Annotated in this window: 17 protein-coding genes and 1 tRNA gene; 11 read left to right on the forward strand and 7 right to left on the reverse strand. The window is 42.8% G+C overall.

All coding sequences use genetic code 11. The features are described from left to right. Positions 1–10 precede the first annotated feature (10 nt). Positions 11–697, forward strand: coding sequence for a PAS domain-containing protein (locus tag IEX80_RS16175; protein WP_090529497.1), 687 nt, complete (start codon positions 11–13; stop codon positions 695–697). A 59-nt stretch (positions 698–756) separates the two neighbouring features. On the opposite strand, the gene IEX80_RS16180 is transcribed toward IEX80_RS16175, so the two are convergent. Both IEX80_RS16180 and IEX80_RS16185 read right to left on the reverse strand, forming a co-directional pair. Then, positions 757–1,155 (reverse strand): SPW repeat domain-containing protein, encoded by a 399-nt coding sequence (locus tag IEX80_RS16180; protein ID WP_090529500.1) that lies wholly within the window; start codon positions 1,153–1,155, stop codon positions 757–759. A 115-nt stretch (positions 1,156–1,270) separates the two neighbouring features. After that, complete coding sequence (locus IEX80_RS16185) at positions 1,271–1,756, reverse strand: ABC transporter ATPase (RefSeq protein WP_188833452.1); 486 nt, start codon at positions 1,754–1,756, stop codon at positions 1,271–1,273. A gap of 45 nt (positions 1,757–1,801) precedes the next feature. Between IEX80_RS16185 and IEX80_RS16190 the strand changes: the two genes are divergently transcribed. Then, a complete protein-coding gene (locus tag IEX80_RS16190; RefSeq protein WP_090529506.1) occupies positions 1,802–2,284 on the forward strand; it encodes a hypothetical protein in 483 nt (160 codons plus the stop codon). Here the strand turns inward: IEX80_RS16190 and IEX80_RS16195 are convergent. Beyond that, a complete protein-coding gene (locus IEX80_RS16195; protein ID WP_090529509.1) occupies positions 2,279–3,076 on the reverse strand; it encodes a (Fe-S)-binding protein in 798 nt (265 codons plus the stop codon). The two genes, IEX80_RS16190 and IEX80_RS16195, sit on opposite strands and share 6 nt — an antisense overlap. Before the next feature lie 104 nt (positions 3,077–3,180). After that, a complete protein-coding gene (locus IEX80_RS16200) occupies positions 3,181–4,479 on the reverse strand; it encodes a 4Fe-4S dicluster domain-containing protein (protein ID WP_188833453.1) in 1,299 nt (432 codons plus the stop codon). A 206-nt stretch (positions 4,480–4,685) separates the two neighbouring features. Here IEX80_RS16200 and IEX80_RS16205 point away from each other — a divergent pair. Continuing rightward, positions 4,686–4,758 (forward strand) — tRNA-Phe (locus IEX80_RS16205). 236 nt (positions 4,759–4,994) lie between these two features. Here IEX80_RS16205 and IEX80_RS16210 read toward each other — a convergent pair. Next, positions 4,995–5,402, reverse strand: coding sequence for a winged helix-turn-helix transcriptional regulator (locus IEX80_RS16210; RefSeq protein ID WP_188833454.1), 408 nt, complete (start codon positions 5,400–5,402; stop codon positions 4,995–4,997). Positions 5,403–5,536: 134 nt separating this feature from the next. Between IEX80_RS16210 and IEX80_RS16215 the strand changes: the two genes are divergently transcribed. The 5 genes from IEX80_RS16215 (at position 5,537) to IEX80_RS16235 (ending at position 9,980) form a co-directional block, all read left to right on the forward strand. Then, positions 5,537–6,331 carry an SDR family oxidoreductase gene (locus tag IEX80_RS16215; protein WP_188833455.1) on the forward strand — a complete coding sequence of 265 codons (795 nt, stop codon included), beginning with the start codon at positions 5,537–5,539 and terminating at the stop codon, positions 6,329–6,331. Between the two features lie 20 nt (positions 6,332–6,351). After that, a complete protein-coding gene (locus IEX80_RS16220) occupies positions 6,352–6,675 on the forward strand; it encodes a nuclear transport factor 2 family protein (protein WP_188833456.1) in 324 nt (107 codons plus the stop codon). Between the two features lie 636 nt (positions 6,676–7,311). After that, positions 7,312–8,097, forward strand: coding sequence for a hypothetical protein (locus IEX80_RS16225; protein WP_090529557.1), 786 nt, complete (start codon positions 7,312–7,314; stop codon positions 8,095–8,097). Positions 8,098–8,265: 168 nt separating this feature from the next. After that, positions 8,266–9,018, forward strand: a complete 753-nt coding sequence (locus IEX80_RS16230; protein ID WP_188833457.1) for a DoxX family protein — start codon at positions 8,266–8,268, stop codon at positions 9,016–9,018. A 185-nt stretch (positions 9,019–9,203) separates the two neighbouring features. Further along, positions 9,204–9,980, forward strand: coding sequence for a CHAD domain-containing protein (locus IEX80_RS16235; protein ID WP_188833458.1), 777 nt, complete (start codon positions 9,204–9,206; stop codon positions 9,978–9,980). 167 nt (positions 9,981–10,147) lie between these two features. Here IEX80_RS16235 and IEX80_RS16240 read toward each other — a convergent pair whose 3' ends face one another. Both IEX80_RS16240 and IEX80_RS16245 read right to left on the reverse strand, forming a co-directional pair. Continuing rightward, complete coding sequence (locus tag IEX80_RS16240) at positions 10,148–12,157, reverse strand: PAS domain S-box protein (protein WP_188833459.1); 2,010 nt, start codon at positions 12,155–12,157, stop codon at positions 10,148–10,150. 214 nt (positions 12,158–12,371) lie between these two features. After that, on the reverse strand, positions 12,372–15,095 hold the full coding sequence (locus IEX80_RS16245; RefSeq protein WP_229701654.1) for a hybrid sensor histidine kinase/response regulator transcription factor: 2,724 nt from the start codon (positions 15,093–15,095) through the stop codon (positions 12,372–12,374). A gap of 419 nt (positions 15,096–15,514) precedes the next feature. Between IEX80_RS16245 and IEX80_RS16250 the strand changes: the two genes are divergently transcribed. The 3 genes from IEX80_RS16250 to IEX80_RS16260 are packed head-to-tail and all read left to right on the forward strand — an operon-like array spanning position 15,515 to position 20,934. Beyond that, the gene (locus IEX80_RS16250) at positions 15,515–16,840 is read left to right on the forward strand and encodes a sugar porter family MFS transporter (RefSeq protein ID WP_188833460.1); all 1,326 of its coding nucleotides are present in this window, start codon (positions 15,515–15,517) and stop codon (positions 16,838–16,840) included. Positions 16,841–16,852: 12 nt separating this feature from the next. Then, positions 16,853–17,764, forward strand: a complete 912-nt coding sequence (locus IEX80_RS16255) for a carbohydrate kinase family protein (protein ID WP_090529578.1) — start codon at positions 16,853–16,855, stop codon at positions 17,762–17,764. Between the two features lie 29 nt (positions 17,765–17,793). After that, positions 17,794–20,934, forward strand: coding sequence for a SusC/RagA family TonB-linked outer membrane protein (locus IEX80_RS16260; RefSeq protein ID WP_188833461.1), 3,141 nt, complete (start codon positions 17,794–17,796; stop codon positions 20,932–20,934). Positions 20,935–20,937 lie beyond the last annotated feature (3 nt).

Consider the following 20,937-nt stretch of genomic DNA (forward strand, 5'->3'; position numbering starts at 1 on the left):
TCTACCATAAATGCGCACTCCGTTAACCTCACAACTACTCGGCGACCTGATTGAAAAAGGCTACGAATATGTATTGGTAAAGATCAACCTGAACCAACAGCAAGATGAGGCTGTCGACATAACACTTGTACCAATAAAAGAAAAACCGGAATTAAATAAATTACCAACAGGCTTTGAAACTTTTTACCGCATCACCCGCGAGCCCATGCAACTGGTTTGTGGTGTCGACAATACCAGTATTTTCATCGAATATCAAACCTTTGGTGACACTATAACCAGCCAGGACCTTTTCGACGACACTTATTTTAGGATGAGCGAGGAATTTTTCAGGCAGGTGTTGGACAGCCTGGAAGATTACGCGGTGATCACTACAGATAAAAATGGTGACGTTAACAGCTGGAATACCGGTGCCCAAAAAGTGCTTGGCTACACCGAACAGGAAGTATTAGGCCTAAGCGCCCGGATTTTTTTTACTCCCGAAGATATTGCCGAAGGTAAACCCGAAGCCGAATTAAAAAAAGCGCTGAGCCGGGGCAGAGCTATCGATGAGCGTTATCATGTACGCAAGGACGGCACACGCTTTTGGGGCAGCGGGCTGGTTTTCCCGCTGTTTGATGAACAGCACAATCATCGTGGTTTCACTAAAATCATGCGTAATCAACGGGAAGAACAGCGATCAAAAGAGCTTGGCATATAATACAAAAGAGGTGCTCAAATGAGCACCTCTTTTGTATTATATCTTTTCAGGAAAAAGGATTAAGCATTATAGCTTACACCGTGATCTTCTTCTACCTGTGGGTTAATGAATGGTGAACCTTTGGTAAAGCAACCTACAATTAAAAGGTAAGCACCAAAAATCAATTGCGGAGCTACCAATTTATCAGAAAAAGCATAAACCCATGGTGAGCAAAATAAAAATGATCCCATAATTACATCACCAACATTATGCATAACCATCGGGAATTGCTTGATAAAGCCCATTTCGTTTTTAGCAAAGATAGCCATGATCAACTGTAACCAACCAATGATCAAAGGCAGGAACAAAGCAGCGCCGCCAACATGAAGTGTATCAAAAGTCCATAATGATGAAATCATTAACAGGGCTACAACGTAGTTTAAAAATCCGTAAGTTTTTGTTGAGATGAAGCCTTTCATTTTTAGCTTATTTATAAAGTATCAGTAAAATGATTTATATCTAAATTTTGTGCCAAAGGTAAACATTTGCACGGCTTAAGCACAGTAAATTTAAAAAAATTGAATTGCGTGGCAATCAATTAGCTACGAGGTCACGAAACAGCTGAATATGCCAGCTATCTTTAAACGGCACCTCCCATTTAGTTTCAAGCTCGGTTAAATTTTGCACCAGGTTGTTGTAAACAACCGTTTCCTTATTGATGCTACCATCTTTCAGCTTAGCCTCAAAATCATGGCGTGGCAGTGAGAGCACTTCCTCTCCTTCGCGATAAGCCAAATTGAACCTGTCGAAAAGATTGATGCCTAAATGTTGCTGCGCCTGCTGCATAAAATGAACCGATTTATCAATAGAACAGCCGCTGGCGCCTGCCTGGCTTTCATCAACTATCAAAATAAAAAAACGGTTGTACCTAACCTCACCTTTGGCTTTCAGCTGGTTGTTGTGGGCTGTCCAGTTGGTGGTAAACTTGTTCAGCTCGGGCTGTATCTGCTGCACTTCTAGATCGGTTAATTTCCTGTCCGACTGATAGATCCAAACTCTTGACTGTGGAGAAAATTTCATTTCCAAAAATATCAATTTATTAACTTCGGGTTACATTTTGTTGTCATGAAAATATCAATTCTGCCATCAATTGGAAAAACCGCGCTCATTACATCAATTTTAGCCCTTAGTGCGCTAAATTACGGTTTTAAAGCCGGAATGAGCGAACAGGAATGGTTAAACTGGAGTAATAAGTGCCTTAGCACCTCGTTTAACCCCGCGCCTGATATCAACCTTAAAAAGTGGGAGATTGCCCTTACCAACGACTATTTTTTACGTTTAAGGAAAACTTATCAACAGGGCAAGCAGGAATATTTTTCTTTCAACTTGCACCGTTTAACCAATGTTGATTACGTGGGCAGCGACACTACAGGCACAGTAAAATTCAATACCCAAACCGATGATATCATTGTGCAAACCTATGAGGATCCCAATGGCAATATCGACTCAATGGCCACTACATTTGATTTACCGGTACATAACATGAGCTCCACCAAATTTGACAGTCTGAAGAGCGCGTTGCATTATTTCAGGACAAAAGGTTTATAAACCATTAGCCCTAACCGTGATCTCGGCAATATCCAGCACCTTTATCTCCTGTTCCTTATCCTGATTTTTTACGCCATCAGTAAGCATGGTCATACAAAACGGACAGGCGGCGGCTACCACCTGTGCTTTGACTTCTATAACATCGGCAATCCGCTCTATATTGATATCCTTTTTGCCTGGTTCAGGTTCCTTAAACATTTGCGCGCCGCCCGCACCACAGCACAGCCCGTTTGATTTGCAGCGTTTCATTTCCACCAATTCGGTATCCAGGATCTCTAACGCCGCGCGCGGAGCCTCGTAAACATCATTTCCCCGTCCCAAATAACAGGGGTCATGATAAGTGATCCTTTTCCCCTTAAAACTTTCGCCACCTTCGGCTTTCAGCTTACCGGCATCAATCAACTGTTGAATAAGTTGCGTGTGATGGATCACCTCATAATTGCCGCCCAGGCCGGGATACTCATTTTTTATGGTATTAAAACAATGCGGGCAACCGGTGACTATTTTTTTGATATTATAACCGTCAAGCACCTGGATATTCATTATGGCCTGCATCTGAAACAGGAATTCATTTCCCGCACGTTTGGCAGGGTCGCCGGTGCAATTTTCTTCTGTACCTAACACTGCATAGCTAATACCCACATGCTGCAATATCTTACAGATATCGCGGGTAATTTTCCGGGCACGCTCATCAAAGCTACCGGCACATCCTACCCAAAACAAAATTTCAGGCTCCTTACCCTGTGCAGCCATTTCGGCCATGGTTGGGATGGCCAATGGTTCATTGTTCATAGCTCATGGTTTTATTTATGGTCGATAGTCCATGGACCATTGTTAATTATTTTTATTTCCCTTCACAGCCATGATCTATAAACCATTAACTATGATCTGTAAAACTATTCCTCCGCCCAGTTAAATCTGTCGGCCTGGCTGTACTTCCATGGGGCGCCGTTGTTTTCTACGTTACCGAACATATTATTTAAACTTGCCGGGGCCTGCGATTCTTCCATTACAATATAACGGCGCATTTCTGTTATGATCTCCAGCGGATTGATGTTCACCGGGCAAGCTTCCACACAGGCATTGCAACTGGTACAAGCCCAGAGCTCTTCGCGGGTAATGTAATTGTCAAGCAATGATTTATCATCCTGATGGTCTTTACCGTGCTTATCAATGTTATTGCCGACTTCCGTAATCCGGTCGCGGGTATCCATCATGATCTTGCGCGGCGACAGCAGTTTGCCGGTAATGTTAGCCGGGCAAACCGAGGTGCACCTGCCGCATTCGGTGCAGGTATATGCCTCCATCAGGTTTTTCCAGGTAAGGTCGGTTACATCCTTTGCACCAAAACGGGCGGGATCGCCATTATTTTCGGGAACGAATGATGGATCGAGCATGGCTTTGACCTCATTAGTAACCGATGCCATATTGGTAAATTTCCCTTTAGGGTTCAAGTTTGAATAGTACGTATTGGGGAAAGCCAACAGGATATGAAAATGCTTTGAATATGGCAGGTAATTTAAGAAACACAAGATTCCAACAATATGAAACCACCAGCAAACACGCTCGGTAATTACCAATGCCGAAGCGCTACCAGGCAGTAACGGCGCCAGCAATGAACTCACCGGAAAGCTTCCGGCTGTGACGTAATGACCAAAATGCAGTAATTGTAATTTATAATCGGCCGCATTCATGGTCAGGAAAGCGGTCATGAGCAATATTTCAGTAATGAGGATGTAATTCGCATCGGATTTTGGCCATTGAGTCATTTCTGTACCCGTAAAGCGTTTCAGATGCACAACATTGCGCCTGCACAGGAAAACGATACATGCCGTAAGTACCAACACTGCAAGCATCTCGAAACCGCCTATTAAAAAACCATACAAGCCACCAAGCGGGTGCGCAAAGATACGGTGCGAGCCAAAGATCCCATCAATCATGATCTCCAGCACTTCAAGATTGATGATAATAAAACCAATATAAATAAAAAAGTGCATTACCGCCGCTACGGGGCGTTTAACCATTTTGGTTTGGCCAAGGGCAATTTTGGCCATCACTTTCCAGCGCAAAGCCGGCTGGTCGTTACGATCCGTGTCTTTACCCAGCAAAATATTGCGCCTGATTTTAGACACGTTCTTGCCGAAGAAGTAAACAGCAACAGCCAGGATGATAATAAATATAAGCTGAGCAATCATTATGCGTGCATAGTATTTTTCTCAAAGTTAAATGAATTGTTTAAAGCGCGAAATGTTTTGAGATCGAAAAAATATTTGAAAATTAATTAGCTGATTACCTGCACAATTATTTAAAACCAGCAGGCGAACAGAAACTTTTTTCAAAAAAAAGTTTTCAAACATAAAAAAAAGGCTACATTTGCACTCCCCAAACACGGGAACGGTTTGGTACCATAGCTCAGATGGTAGAGCAAAGGACTGAAAATCCTTGTGTCACTGGTTCGATCCCAGTTGGTACCACAGCTTAAAGCTTCTTAGTTAATTCTAAGAGGCTTTTTTTACTTTAAAGTGGCTGTAGATTATTTAATGCGCATTTTCCAATCTCGCTAATAAGCATAACAGTCCGAAGTCGGAGACGTTCGGGCAGCGCACATTCCCTTTTTCTTATACTGAAACTCTACCGGCAGCGGGTATGTACGGCTTTTAATGTGGTAAATGTTATAAGAAGGCTGCAAGGATTGCGATCCTCTTTTATTTTAAACCGAGATCCTCAGGTTAGGCCGATGTTCTCCGGTGTTAGCTGACGATGGTTCGTTGTGCTTTAAAATTACCCTGCGCAGCCGTTCCTGATGTTCGTCACCCCAAAGGCCAATAGAACGAATAAGCGGGATCAGCGTTTTTCCGAATTCCGTCAATTCATACTCCACCTTTGGTGGCATCACCGGATAAATAGTTTTAGTCACCATTTCATGATCCTCCAGTTCCTTCAACTGCACATTCAGTACGCGTCTCGTCACGTCAGGAATCTTCCGCTGCAGTTCACTCGGTCTTAGGTGGCCTTCATTTATGAACCACAAAATGCGGATCTTCCATTTGCCATACAGCACTTCACCAACCAGGTCAAGGCCGCAATTAAGTGAGGGAGTGATCTTTTTTACATACATCAACACAAATATACGTTCGCATCACGATGTGCGCAATACGGATAAATTTGTCCCTATCTGATTCGTAAGCCCGTAATTGTATGGTATTCTGGTACTGTCGAGATTTGTGCAATCAAAAACAACATTAAAAAATCATGATACAACAAATCAATTACAGCAATGAACTATCTGGCAAAATTGCCCTGGTAACAGGAGGTACAAAAGGCACCGGAAGAGCGATCTCCGAAAGGCTGTTACAAGCTGGCGCAACGGTGATTATAACTGCAAGGAATGCTCCTGAAAAGGAAAACAGCAGCCTACATTTTATCCCTTCCGATCTAAGCAAGGCAGAAGATGCGCAAAAAGTGGTCAGCGAAGTGCTGTCAACTTATGGCAGGCTCGATATTCTAATAAATAACCTTGGTGCTTCATCGACACCTGCCGGTGGCTTTTCAGCGTTGAGTGATGAGGATTGGCTATCAACCCTGCAAGCTAATCTACTTGCTCCTGTGAGGCTCGACAGGGGATTTTTACCGCAAATGATAGATCGGAGAAGTGGTGTTATTATTCACATAGCTTCCATCCAAGGCATATTACCGCTATATGATTCAACATTGCCATACGCAGCTTCAAAAGCAGGATTGATCAACTATAGCAAAAGCTTATCTAATGAAGTTACGCCAAAAGGTATCCGTGTGCTAACTGTTTCGCCGGGATGGATAAATACATTGGCATCCATAGCCTGGCTGGGCGAGATCGCGAGAAATGCAAATAGTACTGTGGAAGAAGCTCAGCAAGGTGTGATGGATGCATTGGGTGGAATACCTTATGGCAGGCCCGCTGAACCGGAAGAAGTAGCCGAACTGGTTGGTTTTTTGGTTTCGCCAAGAGCCAAATACTTAACAGGAACAAATTTCGTCATTGACGGCGGAACGGTGCCAACAATTTAAAAATCAAACAAATAAAAATCATGGAATTACCACAATTAGTAGTCAAATTTATAGAGACGCAGAATACTTACAACAGCGGGGATTACGCTGAATGTTTCACCGGGAATGCTATCGTTCATGACGAGGGCAAGACCCACACCGGCAAAGCAGAAATCCGGCAATGGATCGAAGAAGCGAATGAGAAATATAAGTCGGTGATGAAACCTCTCCGATATGAGGAATCCGGCTCAAACGGAATACTAACCGCGGAGGTTTCAGGAACATTTCCTGGCAGCCCGATCGTGCTGAAATTTCATTTAGGACTTAAGGATGGTCTTATCGATTCATTAAATGTGACCGAATAATTCAATTCTGATTGGCAGCATTGGTAAATATTATTAGAAAACCGCCTATCTTACATATGGAGGTTTTCTTAATTGTAAAGATAAAAATTAGCTTTCACTGGCTTAACATGGTCAAGGGTAACGGAATTGCCAGTTTGACGTTTCGGAATTAGGTGGTCAAGGCCTCCATATTCTCCATTTGTGCTATCTTGACGCAAGAAATTTGAACAGCTTTCATTTTAGGTCTAAATTTGCTAATTTATGTAAATCGTAAAGGAAATAGTGGGTTATAATTAAAGTCTGCACTACAGCAATAAGAAGGTCATTTTTCGATAAGAAAATGGCCTTTTTTCTGTTTAAAGGCATCTTTTTCTCTCCGGCTAAATATTGATTCACATTCTCATTGTTCCGTATTTAATTAAACGGCCATACTTCTTTTTAAAAAATTCATTAACAAGCTTTTAATAATTCACTAACAAATTGTTTATGATATATATTATTTGTAAGTTTATGTAACCAATTGCATTATTTATGGTGATAAAATTTTAGGCATTATTTTGTCTTTACCTGGCTCTTTTACCAAGAAGTTGTCGCCCGCCAAATAAAAACCACTGCCAGACGAAATAAAGCCTTATATCATATTAAACCTTAAGCATTATGAATAAGATTTTAGTTTTCGCAGCTTTATTTAGCTTCTTGATCTTTGGATGCAAGAAAAAAGAGAAGTCGTCCGAGGCAGGCCTTTCGGGTGTATATGAACTTGAAAAACAAGTGCTTGATCGAGGAGGCAAAGACTCTGTTATTAAACGAACGCAAATTAAAATCTACACAGATCATAACTATTTATACGCCAGTATCGTTCCTGATTCATCTGTTGGGTTTGGTGTGGGCACTTATACACTCGACTCTGCTAACCGACTTAAGGAACATAGTATTTACACCAGCAGAGCGCTCGACTCATCCCTAACGTATAATCTTGAGGTTACAAAAAAACCGGATGGTTATACCCAAGTCATCCCCGACTTTGCCACGGTAAAAGGTGTAAAATATGCATTGAAGGAAGAATATAAAAAATTCCCGTCAGCGGATAGCTCAGTGCTTGACGGCTTGTGGAAAATGGAAAGAACCTATACAATAAAAGGCAAAGACACAATCTCAACTGACGTAACGCAGTATAAAATATTCTGGGAAGGGCATTTTATTTTCGTCCACAGGCTTGCTCAAAATAAGGAAAAAACCATCTTTAAAAATGGGTTTGGCACCGGGGTATTTACTTTTAGTAATGATACGCTTAGGGAAGAAGAGCAAATATCAAACTACCGGCTTCTTCAGGGTAATAAATTTACCGTTAAAGTTACGATGAATGGCCATGACGAATATACCCAGGTGATTAATAGTGCCACAAATGGCCAATCTATAGAAATCTACAAGCGAGTCAAATAAAAATTCTTTATTTAACCTTGTGGCGCTGGCTCACTCCCTGTTGGTACCACAGAAAAAGAAATCCTCTAAGTTAACGCTAAGAGGATTTTTTGCTTCTTGCAAATATCAATCTATTTTCAATAACTTTGTATTTCAAAGTGCTTTTATGAACATAAATTACAGGTAAACATGCCGATTTCTACCACACTCGACCAATTGCATTACCAGGCAAAAGGAAATAAATGGATGCAGCTTTTTGCTACTTTTAACAGGATAGTGCTGGCGGCCGGTTTTTTTATAGCCGGTAACGTTAAAATTATGGGCGAGCGGTTCGCCAACGGCTTGTCGGCCAATCAACCGATGGGCCATTATTTAGAAGCGTTGCACCATACAGGTTATTATTACACTTTTATTGGTATTTTGCAGGTGGCAGCCGCCATCCTGTTATTGATTCCCCGTACTCGGCTCCTCGGGGCGCTAATCTATTTCCCGATTATACTGAACATCTGCATACTGGCCTACGCCGTCAGGTTTGAAGGCACCCGCATCACCACCTTAATGGTACTTGCCAACTTATATTTGCTGGGGTGGGATTATGACCGTTTAAAATTCATCTTGCCATTCAAGCAAAAAAACAGCCATACAACGCAACCTGAAATACGAAGTAACAAGTTTCCGTTCATGTTTTTTGGAGGCGTTTTTGTAACAATAGCCGCAGTAATAGTAATTAACCAGTTCGTATATGATATCCGACCGGGCAATTCATTAATGGAATGCAATAATGGGTGTGCTGGAAATGCCAAGCCGGAGGCTTGTAAAGTTTTTTGCGACTGTGTACACAATCTGGGCAAACCACTGGACAGTTGCCTGGCTCAGTATGATAAAGCTCCGGGTAAAACTATCCAGACATCAGGCGTGGGCAATGCAAAACATAGCAGGTGAGCAAGGATATGCTATTTTCTCATTGCCTCTCCATGGGTGTTGTGTAGCCGGCGATTTGTATGTAATAATATTGGGGTAATTAGATCCTTTTTTTGGACCAGATTTGTCGCTTTAGCCGTATTTTTGAATATGCGGCACCCTTTTTTGAGGATATCGCAAGGTTCGACAACAATATGCCAACCGGTATGAAAAAGAAAACGGAAAAGAAGTATATAATTAAAACATGGCGAACCATGAAACGCCATCTCCGCTCTTTTGTCAAAAACGACGAACAGGAAGATTTGCATCGTTTTCGCACCGGGGTAAAAAAACTACGGGCGCTTTTGATCTTGGGAGACAGCGCGGCAGAGGACGTTACGCTGGAGAAACGCTTCAAACCTGTTCGTAAGATATTTAAACAGGCCGGCGAAATCAGGAATGCTTATATAAACCAGGAACTGGGCAAGGCAGTTGGTGAAAACACCGATTTTATCCGGGAGCAACAGCAGATTATGAAAATCACCACCCGGAGATTTAACGCCGATAAGGATCAGCACAGCGCCTGGCTCCGAAAAACACGCCGCAGCCTGCTGAAGCGGATCAGGCCGATCAGTAAACATCATCTCTCCTTGTATTACAGGCAACAACTGGAAATCATTGCTACAACCATAAACCCTCCCCGTTTTAATGAGGAATTGCATACCTGCCGTAAACAACTGAAGGTACTGCTTTATAATTACCCTCTGGCCCGCCCGGAACTGGACCTCCCTTTTAATGAACCTTATCTTGACCAGGTACAAGCAGCCATCGGCGACTGGCATGACAACGAACTGGCCATCGCGCTTCTTTCAACCACTGCGGATACCCGGAACAGCAAAGAGACACTCAAAGGACTAAAGAAACAGGCCACCGTGCTTAAAAGACAACTCACCAGGCTCACCCGGAATTTCCGCGAACAGACAAGCCCTCCGGCTGTAATTTAACTATAGCGTAATGATGTGAAAAAATACAAATTCGAATTATCTATTATAGAACGCTTATAAAGCTCGGGCATCTACTGGCATATACAAATGGCTTAAGAAATCGCTGGTGTAGCCGGCTGGTGTATATTGTGCGCAAAGTCTGATGCCGGAACGGAAAAACTTTAACTTCAGTATCTTTCTTCTCCGTTTTTATGGAGGCGGGCATTAATACTGCTTAGTTTTTTTAGCGGTAACACGAAGGAAAAAGTCGATCCCATCCGGGGCTCACTTTCTACCCAGATGCGGCCCCCATGCCGTTCAATGATCTCTTTGGTAATGTATAACCCCAGGCCCAGGCCAGTAATGCTCCTGTTTACATCTTTTGCACGATAAAACTGGCTGAATATGTGGCTGATATTTTCCTCATTGATGCCCATACCGTAATCTTTAACAGATACCTGGACTTCCGTTTCTGACTTTTTTACTGATACTTCGATTTTATCAGATTCCGGCGAATATTTGATCGCGTTGGTGACCAGGTTGGTCAATACCTGCTCCAGCCTCATTTTATCCCCTTCTAAAATCATTTCTGCGTTTTCGTCAAAATAAATTTCATGTGATGTATAGGCTTCCCGAATAGCTTCAAGGTTTTCTTTGATAAGCGCTGTAAAATCAAATTCTTCAAAATAAAACTGCAATTTTCCGGATTGTATTTTTGAGATATCAAACAAATCATTGATCAGGGCATTCAGTTTTTTTAACTGGGTTATAGCCTTCGCAACAAATGGCCTGTTTACATCAATTACTTTTCGTTCCAGCAGTTGTAAAAAACCGCTCATAGAAGTGAGGGGCGTTTTCAATTCATGGGAGGCCAAAGCAATAAATTCATCTTTTTTTTGGCTCAGCTCTTTTACTTCCGTAAACAGCCTGGAATTATCGAGTGCCACTGCCGCCTGAGAAGCCAGGCTAACCACAAAGTCTTCATGCTCTTGCAAGAAAACACCGGCTTCCGGGTGGCCAAAGAATAAGCCACCAATAACATTGCCTGAACTGCTTATAACCGGCACGGCCAGGTAGCTTACTACCGGCAGATGCCCCTCGGGCATTCCAAAATGCGGTGCATTTTGTCCATACCTGGGATCTTTCGTTATATCATCTACCCTTAGTACGCCTTCCCCGCTAAATGTGCGATGGAAAACTGCCGTATTCCGAGGCACTCCGAAATTTTCAAATGCCTCTTTTGGCGCGCCCGACAAAGAGTACAACATATAGGCTTCGCCGTCCTGATTGATGGTATTATAAAAAAATGCGCCAAAAGCGGCACCGGTAATCTGTGTAGTGGCATCCGTTACTTTTTGCAGGATAGATTCGGTATCAAGTTTCTCTGAAATGGCTTTCCCTATAGTATTCAGGATCTTCAGTTTTGCCGCCTGGTGTCGGATGGCCGTTTCGGCTTTCTTTGCGGCTGTAATATCCCTGGCAATCTTTGATGCGCCAATAATGGTTCCATGCCGGTCCTTTACCGGTGAAACAGTAAGGGATATATCAATGGCGCTTCCATTTTTGTGCAGCCTAACGGTTTGGAAATGATCAACTTTGTTACCGTTCCTGATGTTTTCAATGATAACATCTTCTTCGGACAGCCTGTCGCGAGGAATAAGAATAGATATATGTTTACCGATAGTCTCTCTTTCCTGGTAACCAAAAATCTTTTCGGCACCACCGTTCCAGGTAGTGATAATCCCGTTAAGAGTTTTGCTAATAATGGCATCATCAGAATTTTCAACAATTGCAGCCAGCATGCCTCGCTTCTCTTCTGTCTCTTTTTCGTGGGTCACATCACGCATAATGTGAGATGCTCCAATTACTTCCCCCTGTTCATCCCTTATTGGCGAAATAGTAAGTGATACCGGAAAATCAATCTGTAGCTTACTGCTGCGGACAGTATATAAGTGATTTATTCTTTCACCTGACCATACACGTTCAAGAATAGCCAGTTGTTCCTGACGGACGCTTTCGGGGATCAGGGTAAGGATGTTCTGCCCTAACAACACCGGGGCCGGGCAGCCAAACATTTTTTCAGCAGCCGGATTACAATTTAAAATAATATAGTCAAGATCGTGGCTCAATACCGCATCTTCCATTCCCTCAAAAATGGCAGTTAAGGTGAAGAGGTCAGGTAATAAGTTGTTTTTCATGAAAAGCTATCTTCTTTTGCCCTGTCAGTGAATATCCGGTTTTATTTAGATGTGTGGTTTATACATCTTATCCAATCATTGAAAACTCAACAGGCTGTTTCGATGCAGGAATAACAGGGATTGGCAAAAAAAGTTTTAAGCACCGTGCATGCGATGTTACTTTGTTATACAATAGCTAACGTTTATTCCTTCGTTAATTATCAGAAAATAAAACTTATGAATGCTGTTGCTTGCGTTTGTACTCGCTTGGCGTACAGCCATATTTTGCTTTAAAAACCGTGGAGAAATAATTTGGTGTAGAGAAACCCACCATATAGGTTATTTCAGATATCGGATACCCTTCATTCATTAACAAATATTTCGCTTTTTTTAGCCGGCGGTTTAATATGTAATCGGAGATGCTGCAGCCAAGCAACGCTTTAACCTTTCGGTAAAGCTGGATCCTTGAAACTCCTATCAGTTTACATATTTCATCAACGCTAAAGTTTTCATTCGCTAAATTCTGTTCTACAATACCGGCAAAATCATTCAGGAATTTTTTGTCGAGGGCTTTTGAGACAGGCACAGTTGATTTACTTACATCACTGGTAAAATGTTCTTTGAGTGTTGCCCGGCTTTTGATCAAATTCTTCACGGTAGCGAGTAAATAATCAAAGTTAAACGGCTTAACAATGTAGGCATCGGCCATGCAGGTAATCCCATCTATCTGTTGTTCAACACTGCCTTGTGCCGTTAAAAGAATTACAGGAATGTGCGAAGTACGGACATCAGTTTTCAGTTTTACTGTTAAAGTTTTGCCAGACATCCCCGGTAATACCACATCAGATATGATCAGGTCCGGGACACGCTCAAAGGTTTCATTTAATCCGCTTGTGCCATTATCCGCTGTAAATATCTCATAAGTAACTCCCAGTTTTTCACTCAGGTAGCTCAGCAGGTCTTTATTGTCTTCGATGATCAATATGGATTGCTCCCTGGGCGTGCCGAATATTTGCCCTTCATCCGTTAATGTAACAGGTGCTGCCAGGTCTGTAACATAAATTTTTGCCCGCTCTTCAATACCTGTTTGTTTTGCATTAGCGTGCTCCTGTACAGTTTGGTCAAAATGACTATTTCCCAACAGCAGGTTAATGGTAAAAGTAGTTCCTTCCCATTTTTTACTCCTAACTTCTATACTGCCATGATGCAGGGACACAATTTCTTTTGACAGCGCGAGCCCTAATCCAGATCCTCCTGAAGAGCTGTTTTCCGCCTGGTAAAACTGCTCAAATACATGGGTAGTGTCCTGCGGCTCCATACCGATCCCGTTATCCTGGATGGCAATATCAACAGAATTGTCATCTCTATTTTTGAAACTAACCTGGATACGGCCATTGTCGTTGGTAAATTTCAGCGCGTTAGCTATGATGTTAAAAAACACCTTATCTAACAGGTTAACATCATACCAAACAATTATCTGTTGCTCATCGCTTACCAGGCTCAGACTGATGTTACGCTTCTGGGCATTTTCCTGAAAGCTGGTGATGATCTCCCTGGCAAATTCAACAATATTATTGGGTGATACATTGATCTGTTGTTTATCATATTCTATTTTACGGTACTCGATTAATTGGTTAACCAGGCGCAGCAAACGGTATACATTTTTATGGATCAGTTTCAGACTTTTCCCTGCAACCAGGTTTAACTTTTCATTACTCATCATATCTTCTACTGGCGAGAGGATAAGCGTGAGCGGCGTACGGAATTCGTGAGAAATATTAGTGAAAAATTGCAATTTAGCCTCCGTAGCTACTTCAGCCTTTGCCGACATCTCGATCAACTGGTTACGCTGCTGCAGAATTTCATTATTTTTAACCTCCAGGCTTTTGTTGATCTTCCGGTTTTCCATGAGCCAGTAAAACGCAAGACCGCCAAAAACGATAGCTAACACCAGCGACATTACAATTACGTTTAAAACCAATTGCTGGCTGTTGTACACCTCACGCTGCTCGGTCAATAATGATCGTTGTCTTTCAATATCTTTCTGCTGACTGCTGATCTTGCTCCATTGCATTTTCATTAGCTGTACATTGGCAGAGTCAATAACAACCGACTGTAGCAGGTTTTCCCTGGCAAACGACTCTTTATTCAGGATCCTGAAAGCGGTCATAATTGCTTCTTTACCCCCGGTAGGATATAGCATACTGGCATTGATAGTTTTTGAAGCAACCATTTGCAGGCCACCTCCATGCCCGGGCAAGGCGTCAACACCTAACACTTTGATGCTATGAATTTTAAATTTGTCAAGCACCTCTCTCGTTCCGAGGGCCATTACGTCGTTATGTGCAAATATTACATCTGCATTTTTTATAACAGGTGCAATCCTGGTCAATTGCTTTTTAGCGCTATCCTTTAACCAATCGCCATATATCCTGTCGGTTATATTAATATCAGTGTATTTCCTTAACCCGTCAGAAAAACCGCGGTCCCTTTCAATAGCCGGAGACGAGCCGGGCAGCCCCATAACTTCTACAACATTCCCCCTTCCCTTTAAAAGAGCACCTGCATATTCACCCGCCATTTTACCTATCTGGTAATTATCCGCACCAACATAAGCTGTATATAAAGCTGATGATGTTTTACGGTCGATCACAATTACCGGGATACCTTTATTGTACGTTTGTTCCACTATCCCGGTGAGGGGCTGCGCTTCATTGGGTGATATGATCAGCAAATCGACACCATCATCCAGCATTTTTTTCACCTGTTCAACCTGCTTGCTGCTGTTACCGTCCGCATCGGCATAAATAAACTGGGCGTCGGGGTGTAATGAAAGTTCCATCCTCATTTCATCAAGCATCGTGCGACGCCAGAGATCAGAACCAATACATTGCGAAAACCCTATCGTATACTGTGATGTTTTATCAGCCCGCTTACAACCGGCAGCAATAAGCATCATAAAACCGATCAGTAGGATACCGGTCCGTATGTTTTTTGCATGCCACTTATTAAGCAAGGTCATAAGCTCAGATTATTTGGAAGAAAAAGGTAATAAAACAGGGTTAATTATTGGTTTATTTTTTCCCTTTTAGGATTAAACAAAGTAAAGATATCTATAAACGTTCCTGAAAAACAAATTTATAGGGCCGGGCAACCTACCTCACAACCGGAGTGATGTAACCAAATTGAAAGTAACAGGTAACATAAACGAATATTTCAATTTCAAATTTCGCATTTTTTATTTTATCTAACTGAGAACCAACAAGATAAAACAAGATTGATTTTTATACTTTATTGATACAAAATCAATAACCCTCACATGGCCCATTACCCTACTTTGGCCTCAATAAATCCAGTATAACACCTTTTATAATTATTATGAGAAAACACTCCGTCCTGGCCTGGTCCATGGTCGTGGCCCTTGGTGGCTTCCTTTTCGGGTTTGATACCGCTGTAATATCGGGCGCTGAAAAATCTATCCAGCAATTCTGGCACCTATCCGTAGTGGAGCATGGGTTCACGATTTCTATCGCACTAATAGGAACAGTCATCGGGTCATTGTTAGGAGCCCGGCCTTCAGATCTGTTTGGCCGTAAAAACACGCTTTACTTTGTAGCTGCGGCGTATTTACTATCATCATTGGGCACTGCACTGGCCGATAGCTGGTATGTATTTCTGGTTTTCAGGTTACTGGGCGGTCTTGGTGTTGGTATCTCATCAGTTACAGCACCTATCTATATTTCAGAAGTTTCACCTGCTGACCGCCGGGGCAGGCTGGTGGGCCTGTTTCAGTTTAACGTGGTGCTGGGCATTCTGATATCATATCTGTCCAACTACCTTATCAGCCAGGTTGGCGAAACTTCATGGCGATGGATGCTTGGCGTACAGGCTTTCCCTTCGGCTCTGTTTTTAATTCTGATCTACTTTATACCTGAAAGTCCGCGCTGGCTTATTCTTAAAAAGGGCGAAATGGAAAAGGCCCTCGGGATCTTACGGATCATTAATCCGCTTAACTGTGAACAGGAGCTGGCATCTATCAAACACTCAACTTTAAATGATACTGCTTCCGGCGGCAACCTCTTCTCGGGTCAATATAAAACACCTATAATATTAGCTGTGCTGTTCGCCTTTTTCAACCAGGTTTCGGGTATCAATGCTATTATTTATTATGCACCCCGCATATTTGAAATGGCAGGCCTTGGAGCCCATTCATCGTTATTGTCAACAGTGGGCCTTGGGGCAATCAACTTTGTGTTCACCCTTGCTGCTATTAATATTATTGATAAAGTAGGCCGCCGGATCCTGATGCTTATTGGCTCGGTTGGCCTTATCATTTCCCTGTTCCTGGTAGCCTATACCTTTTACTCGGGGCACATGAGTGGCTTTGCCGTTCCCGCTTATATGATGCTATTCATTGCATTCTTTGCGTTCTCGCAGGGTGCCGTTATCTGGGTATTTATTTCGGAGATCTTTCCAAACCAGGTACGTGCAAAGGGCCAAACATTAGGCAGTTCAACCCATTGGATCATGGCAGCACTCATCGCTTTCTCCTTTCCGTATTTCGCCGAAAAACTTGGCGGCACAATAACATTTTCCTTTTTCGGCACCATGATGATATGCCAGTTAATTTTTGTGTGGAGGTTGATGCCCGAAACCAAAGGCAGATCGCTGGAGCAAATTGAAACTAACATGGTAATGCATTAATCAGGATCAGCTATGATGAACTTACATACAAATACCTTGACACCGGCCGTTTGCTATGGCGAAATACTTTGGGATGTTTTGCCGGATGGCCCTCAACCCGGCGGAGCATTGCTCAATGTATCATACCATCTTAATAAACTGGGCATGCCTGCCAGCCTGGTAAGCAAAATAGGTAATGATGCCGATGGCCAGAAACTTGAAAACCTGCTCGATAACTGGGGCATAAAAAAACACCTGCTGCAAACAGATACCGAACACCCAACCAGCCAGGTGATAGCCAAAATGAATAATGGCAACGAGGTATCCTACGAGATTATTTTTCCTGTAGCCTGGGATTTTATTAATGACAGCGAGCACATCAAAACACAGATCAGGCCTTCAACCTATTTCGTTTTCGGTAGCCTTGCGTCAAGGAACAACGTATCGCGCAACACCTTGTTTGAGCTGCTGGAAAGCGATGCTATCAAAGTATTCGACATTAATTTGAGGCCGCCCTTTATAAGCCGTGACCTGCTGGCCGATCTGCTGCACAAAGCCAACATCGTAAAATTTAACCAGGCCGAGCTTGAGATGGTGCAGGGCCTGTTCAGAGGTTCATTCTGGAAGGAATCGGAACAGATCAAATTTATCCAGGATCATTTTAACGTCCCTGAGATCATAGTTACCAAAGGCGAATTCGGCGCTTCTTATTATAAAGAAGATAAAGCCTATCACATTGCCGGGCGTGAGGTGAAAGTAAGGGATACCATAGGCAGCGGCGATTCCTTTTTAGCGGCATTCATAGCCAACCATTACCGTGGCGAATCACCAGAAATTTTATTAAAAAATGCAATAGCGATGGGCGGTTTTATTGCAACAAAGAAAGGAGGTTGTCCGGATTATAAAATCAAAGAATACCAAGACTTTATAAACAAGATGTTTTAATCAAACCAATTACTCTTAAACAAAAATCAATGAGAAAATTATTACTTATTTGTTCTTTCCTTATACTGCTCATAAGTGAAGGATATGCGCAATCCCGTACCATTACCGGGACTGTGTTAGATAACTCCTCGAAACCTATAGACGGAGTTACTATAGTGGTTGTTGAAACCCAAAAATCAACACTATCAGATGCAAACGGAAAGTTCAGTATCGCCGTAAAAAACGGTCAGTCGGTGCGGTTTTCTTATGTAGGTGCCAAACCAATACTGGTTACTATCACTGCGGATACCAAAACACTTGACGTAGTATTTAAAGACGCGGAAAACAAGCTGAATGAAGTAGTTGTAACCGGTTACACTTCTGAAAGAAAGAAAGATTTAACAGGCGCGGTTGCGGTTGTTGATTTAGCGCCGGTAAAAAACAATAGTTCGGGAAATACCATGCAGGCATTACAGGGCCGGGTTGCGGGTTTATATATTGAAAAAGATGGCTCTGCCAATGGTGCAACCAGCAGGATCCTGATTAGGGGGGCCAATACTTTGGGCAACAATAACCCGCTGTATATTATTGATGGGATCCCTACCACCAGGCCAGAGGTATTTCAAAACCTGTCGCCTTCAAATATTGCATCAGTTCAGGTATTAAAAGATGCCTCATCCGAATCAATTTATGGTTCACGCGCGTCTAACGGCGTTGTCATCGTTACCACAAAAAACGGCGGCAACACCGAGGGTAAGGTACAGTTCCAGTTCAATAACAGTACTTCAATCCAGTCCGAAAAATCGTTACGGTTTAAAATGCTGAACTCGGTAGACAGAGGTAGGGCCTTGTGGCAAGCTTCAGTTAACGACGGGCAGGACCCCGCCGCGGGTTATGGAGAGATCTATAACTTTGATTGGAATAATAATTTCAGTAACCCTGTTTTAAACAGCGTTACGCCTAAACCGTTTGTAGGCGGCGACCCCAACACTCCCGCCGGCGATACCGACTGGCAAAGCGTATTATATAAAACAGCTTTTGTCTACAATAATGATTTTACGGCTTCGGTAGGTAATAAAAACTCTTCTATCCAAATAAATTTTGGAAACATCAAAAACACCGGCCTTGTGCGCTTTACCAAATACGGACGTACCACCGGTAGCATTAATGCCATAACGCGGCCTTTTGATGGCAAAGTTACCTTCGGCGTCAATATAAAAATCACCAACTCAAACGAAACCCTTACCACAACGGACCTGGGTGGCGCTACTACTCCATTCCTGGCGGTTACGTTGGCACCAACCATCCCGGTGTATCAAAAAGATGGTGTAACCTACGCCGGCGAATCAGGGGCTGGCTACTCTGACAGAAACAACCCACTGCACATGCAGGACCTGGCAAAATGGAATAACGCCAACAGGTTAAACACTTTTGGTAACGTATTTTTAGAGGTACAACCCATTAAGAATTTATACTTCCGGTCAAATTATGGCGCCGATAATGCAGACTACCTGAGCAAGGTGATTACGCCAACTTTTTCGGAAGGTGCATTAAACCGCACCACCAACAGCCTGTTCTTTGATCAGAATCATTACCTGAGCACCACGCTTTCTAACACCTTGAGGTACAGCTATGATTTGAATAGCAAGCATCATTTTAAAATATTAGTTGGTACAGAGTATATTAAAACCTTTACTGATTTTCAAACAACCTTAAAACAGGGATATACCATCCAAACAGAAGATTATTTTACGTTGGACGCCGGCACAGGAAATACCATTGTTACCGGCAGGTCAATAGGTAATAGCCTATTTTCGCAATTCGGTCGTTTTGATTACAATTATGCAGGCAAATATTTAGTGTCGGCTACCGTTCGGCGCGACGGTTCATCAAGGTTCGGTACCAACAACCAATATGGTATTTTCCCTTCCGCCTCAATCGGCTGGAAAATAGACCAGGAAAACTTCCTGAAAAACAGCAGTATATTCTCTGAACTTAAATTAAGGGCCGGCGTAGGCCGGGTAGGTAACCAGGAAATTGGCGACCTGTCACGTTACTTGCTTTATAACACACGATACGGCACCACCCAAAACCAACTTACGCCAGGCTTTTGGGAACAATATATGAACGTTGGTACCGCATATTCATTATCCGGCGCCAATACAGGAGCGCTGCCATCAGGCTTCGTTCAGACCCAGGCAGCAAACCCTGCTCTTAAATGGGAAACAACCGACGAACTAAACACGGGGTTGGACTTTGCTATATTAAACGGCAAAATCTCGGGTTCATTCGATTATTTTACCCGGAAAACCACCGGCATCCTGATTACTCCTCCGGTTGCATCCGCACTGGGCGAAGGACAATCTAAAACCGTTAACGGTGCATCAAAAACCAATAGAGGCTGGGAGTTTTTAGTAACGTACCACGGCCAACGGTCAGGAGATTTTAATTACAATGTGACTTTAAACTTCTCTCATTTCAGGGATAAGATCACCGATTTACCGGAGAACGTTAGACCAGCTTACCCGGGCAATATAGACAATACCATCATAGGGCATTCACAGTTTGATATATTTGGTTACAAAACCAATGGACTTTTCCAATCACAGGCCGAAGTTGATGCTGCCCCAACGCAAATCGGCGCCGGTCCTGGCAGGATCCGCTATGTAGACATCAATCACGATGGAAAAATTGATGCCAACGATCAAACATGGATAGGTACTACTTTACCGGCTTTAGAGTACGGCGCAAGAATTGATCTCACCTATAAAAAATTCGACCTCTCCATATTCGGATCAGGTGTTGCCGGCCGAAAGGGGTTTGACGTATATACCCTGTTTAACAATTTGATGCACAGCCGCGAAAACGTTGGCCCCGGCGTATTTGATGGCTGGACACCGCAGCATACCAACACCAATGTACCAGCATTAACGTTAAAAGACAATAACAACGAAGGCCGTACTTCCGATTACTTCATTGTAAACACCTCTTATTTCAAATTAAGGAACCTTCAACTTGGATATACCATTTTACCTAAAGCTGTATTTACCAGGTTAAGGGTGTTTGCCATGGCCGAAAACATCTTTACTGTAAAAAGCAGCAAGTACCTGAGCCCCGATCCTGAGCGGATTGACCTCAACCCTATCCCAATTCCACGGATCTTCAGCTTTGGCGTCAATGCATCATTTTAACGA

This window comes from Mucilaginibacter rubeus (genome assembly GCF_014643835.1).
GTDB classification, from domain to species: domain Bacteria; phylum Bacteroidota; class Bacteroidia; order Sphingobacteriales; family Sphingobacteriaceae; genus Mucilaginibacter; species Mucilaginibacter rubeus.

Coding starts and splice junctions, on each gene's coding strand:
- IEX80_RS16215 (WP_188833455.1), top strand. CDS start 5,537: ATGATACAACAAATCAATTACAGCAATGAACTATCTGGCAAAATTGCC.
- IEX80_RS16240 (WP_188833459.1), bottom strand. CDS start 12,157: ATGAAAAACAACTTATTACCTGACCTCTTCACCTTAACTGCCATTTTT.
- IEX80_RS16245 (WP_229701654.1), bottom strand. CDS start 15,095: ATGATGCTTATTGCTGCCGGTTGTAAGCGGGCTGATAAAACATCACAG.
- IEX80_RS16180 (WP_090529500.1), bottom strand. CDS start 1,155: ATGAAAGGCTTCATCTCAACAAAAACTTACGGATTTTTAAACTACGTT.
- IEX80_RS16185 (WP_188833452.1), bottom strand. CDS start 1,756: ATGAAATTTTCTCCACAGTCAAGAGTTTGGATCTATCAGTCGGACAGG.
- IEX80_RS16235 (WP_188833458.1), top strand. CDS start 9,204: ATGAAAAAGAAAACGGAAAAGAAGTATATAATTAAAACATGGCGAACC.
- IEX80_RS16175 (WP_090529497.1), top strand. CDS start 11: ATGCGCACTCCGTTAACCTCACAACTACTCGGCGACCTGATTGAAAAA.
- IEX80_RS16200 (WP_188833453.1), bottom strand. CDS start 4,479: ATGATTGCTCAGCTTATATTTATTATCATCCTGGCTGTTGCTGTTTAC.
- IEX80_RS16225 (WP_090529557.1), top strand. CDS start 7,312: ATGAATAAGATTTTAGTTTTCGCAGCTTTATTTAGCTTCTTGATCTTT.
- IEX80_RS16220 (WP_188833456.1), top strand. CDS start 6,352: ATGGAATTACCACAATTAGTAGTCAAATTTATAGAGACGCAGAATACT.
- IEX80_RS16195 (WP_090529509.1), bottom strand. CDS start 3,076: ATGAACAATGAACCATTGGCCATCCCAACCATGGCCGAAATGGCTGCA.
- IEX80_RS16230 (WP_188833457.1), top strand. CDS start 8,266: ATGCCGATTTCTACCACACTCGACCAATTGCATTACCAGGCAAAAGGA.
- IEX80_RS16260 (WP_188833461.1), top strand. CDS start 17,794: ATGAGAAAATTATTACTTATTTGTTCTTTCCTTATACTGCTCATAAGT.
- IEX80_RS16190 (WP_090529506.1), top strand. CDS start 1,802: ATGAAAATATCAATTCTGCCATCAATTGGAAAAACCGCGCTCATTACA.
- IEX80_RS16250 (WP_188833460.1), top strand. CDS start 15,515: ATGAGAAAACACTCCGTCCTGGCCTGGTCCATGGTCGTGGCCCTTGGT.
- IEX80_RS16255 (WP_090529578.1), top strand. CDS start 16,853: ATGATGAACTTACATACAAATACCTTGACACCGGCCGTTTGCTATGGC.
- IEX80_RS16210 (WP_188833454.1), bottom strand. CDS start 5,402: ATGTATGTAAAAAAGATCACTCCCTCACTTAATTGCGGCCTTGACCTG.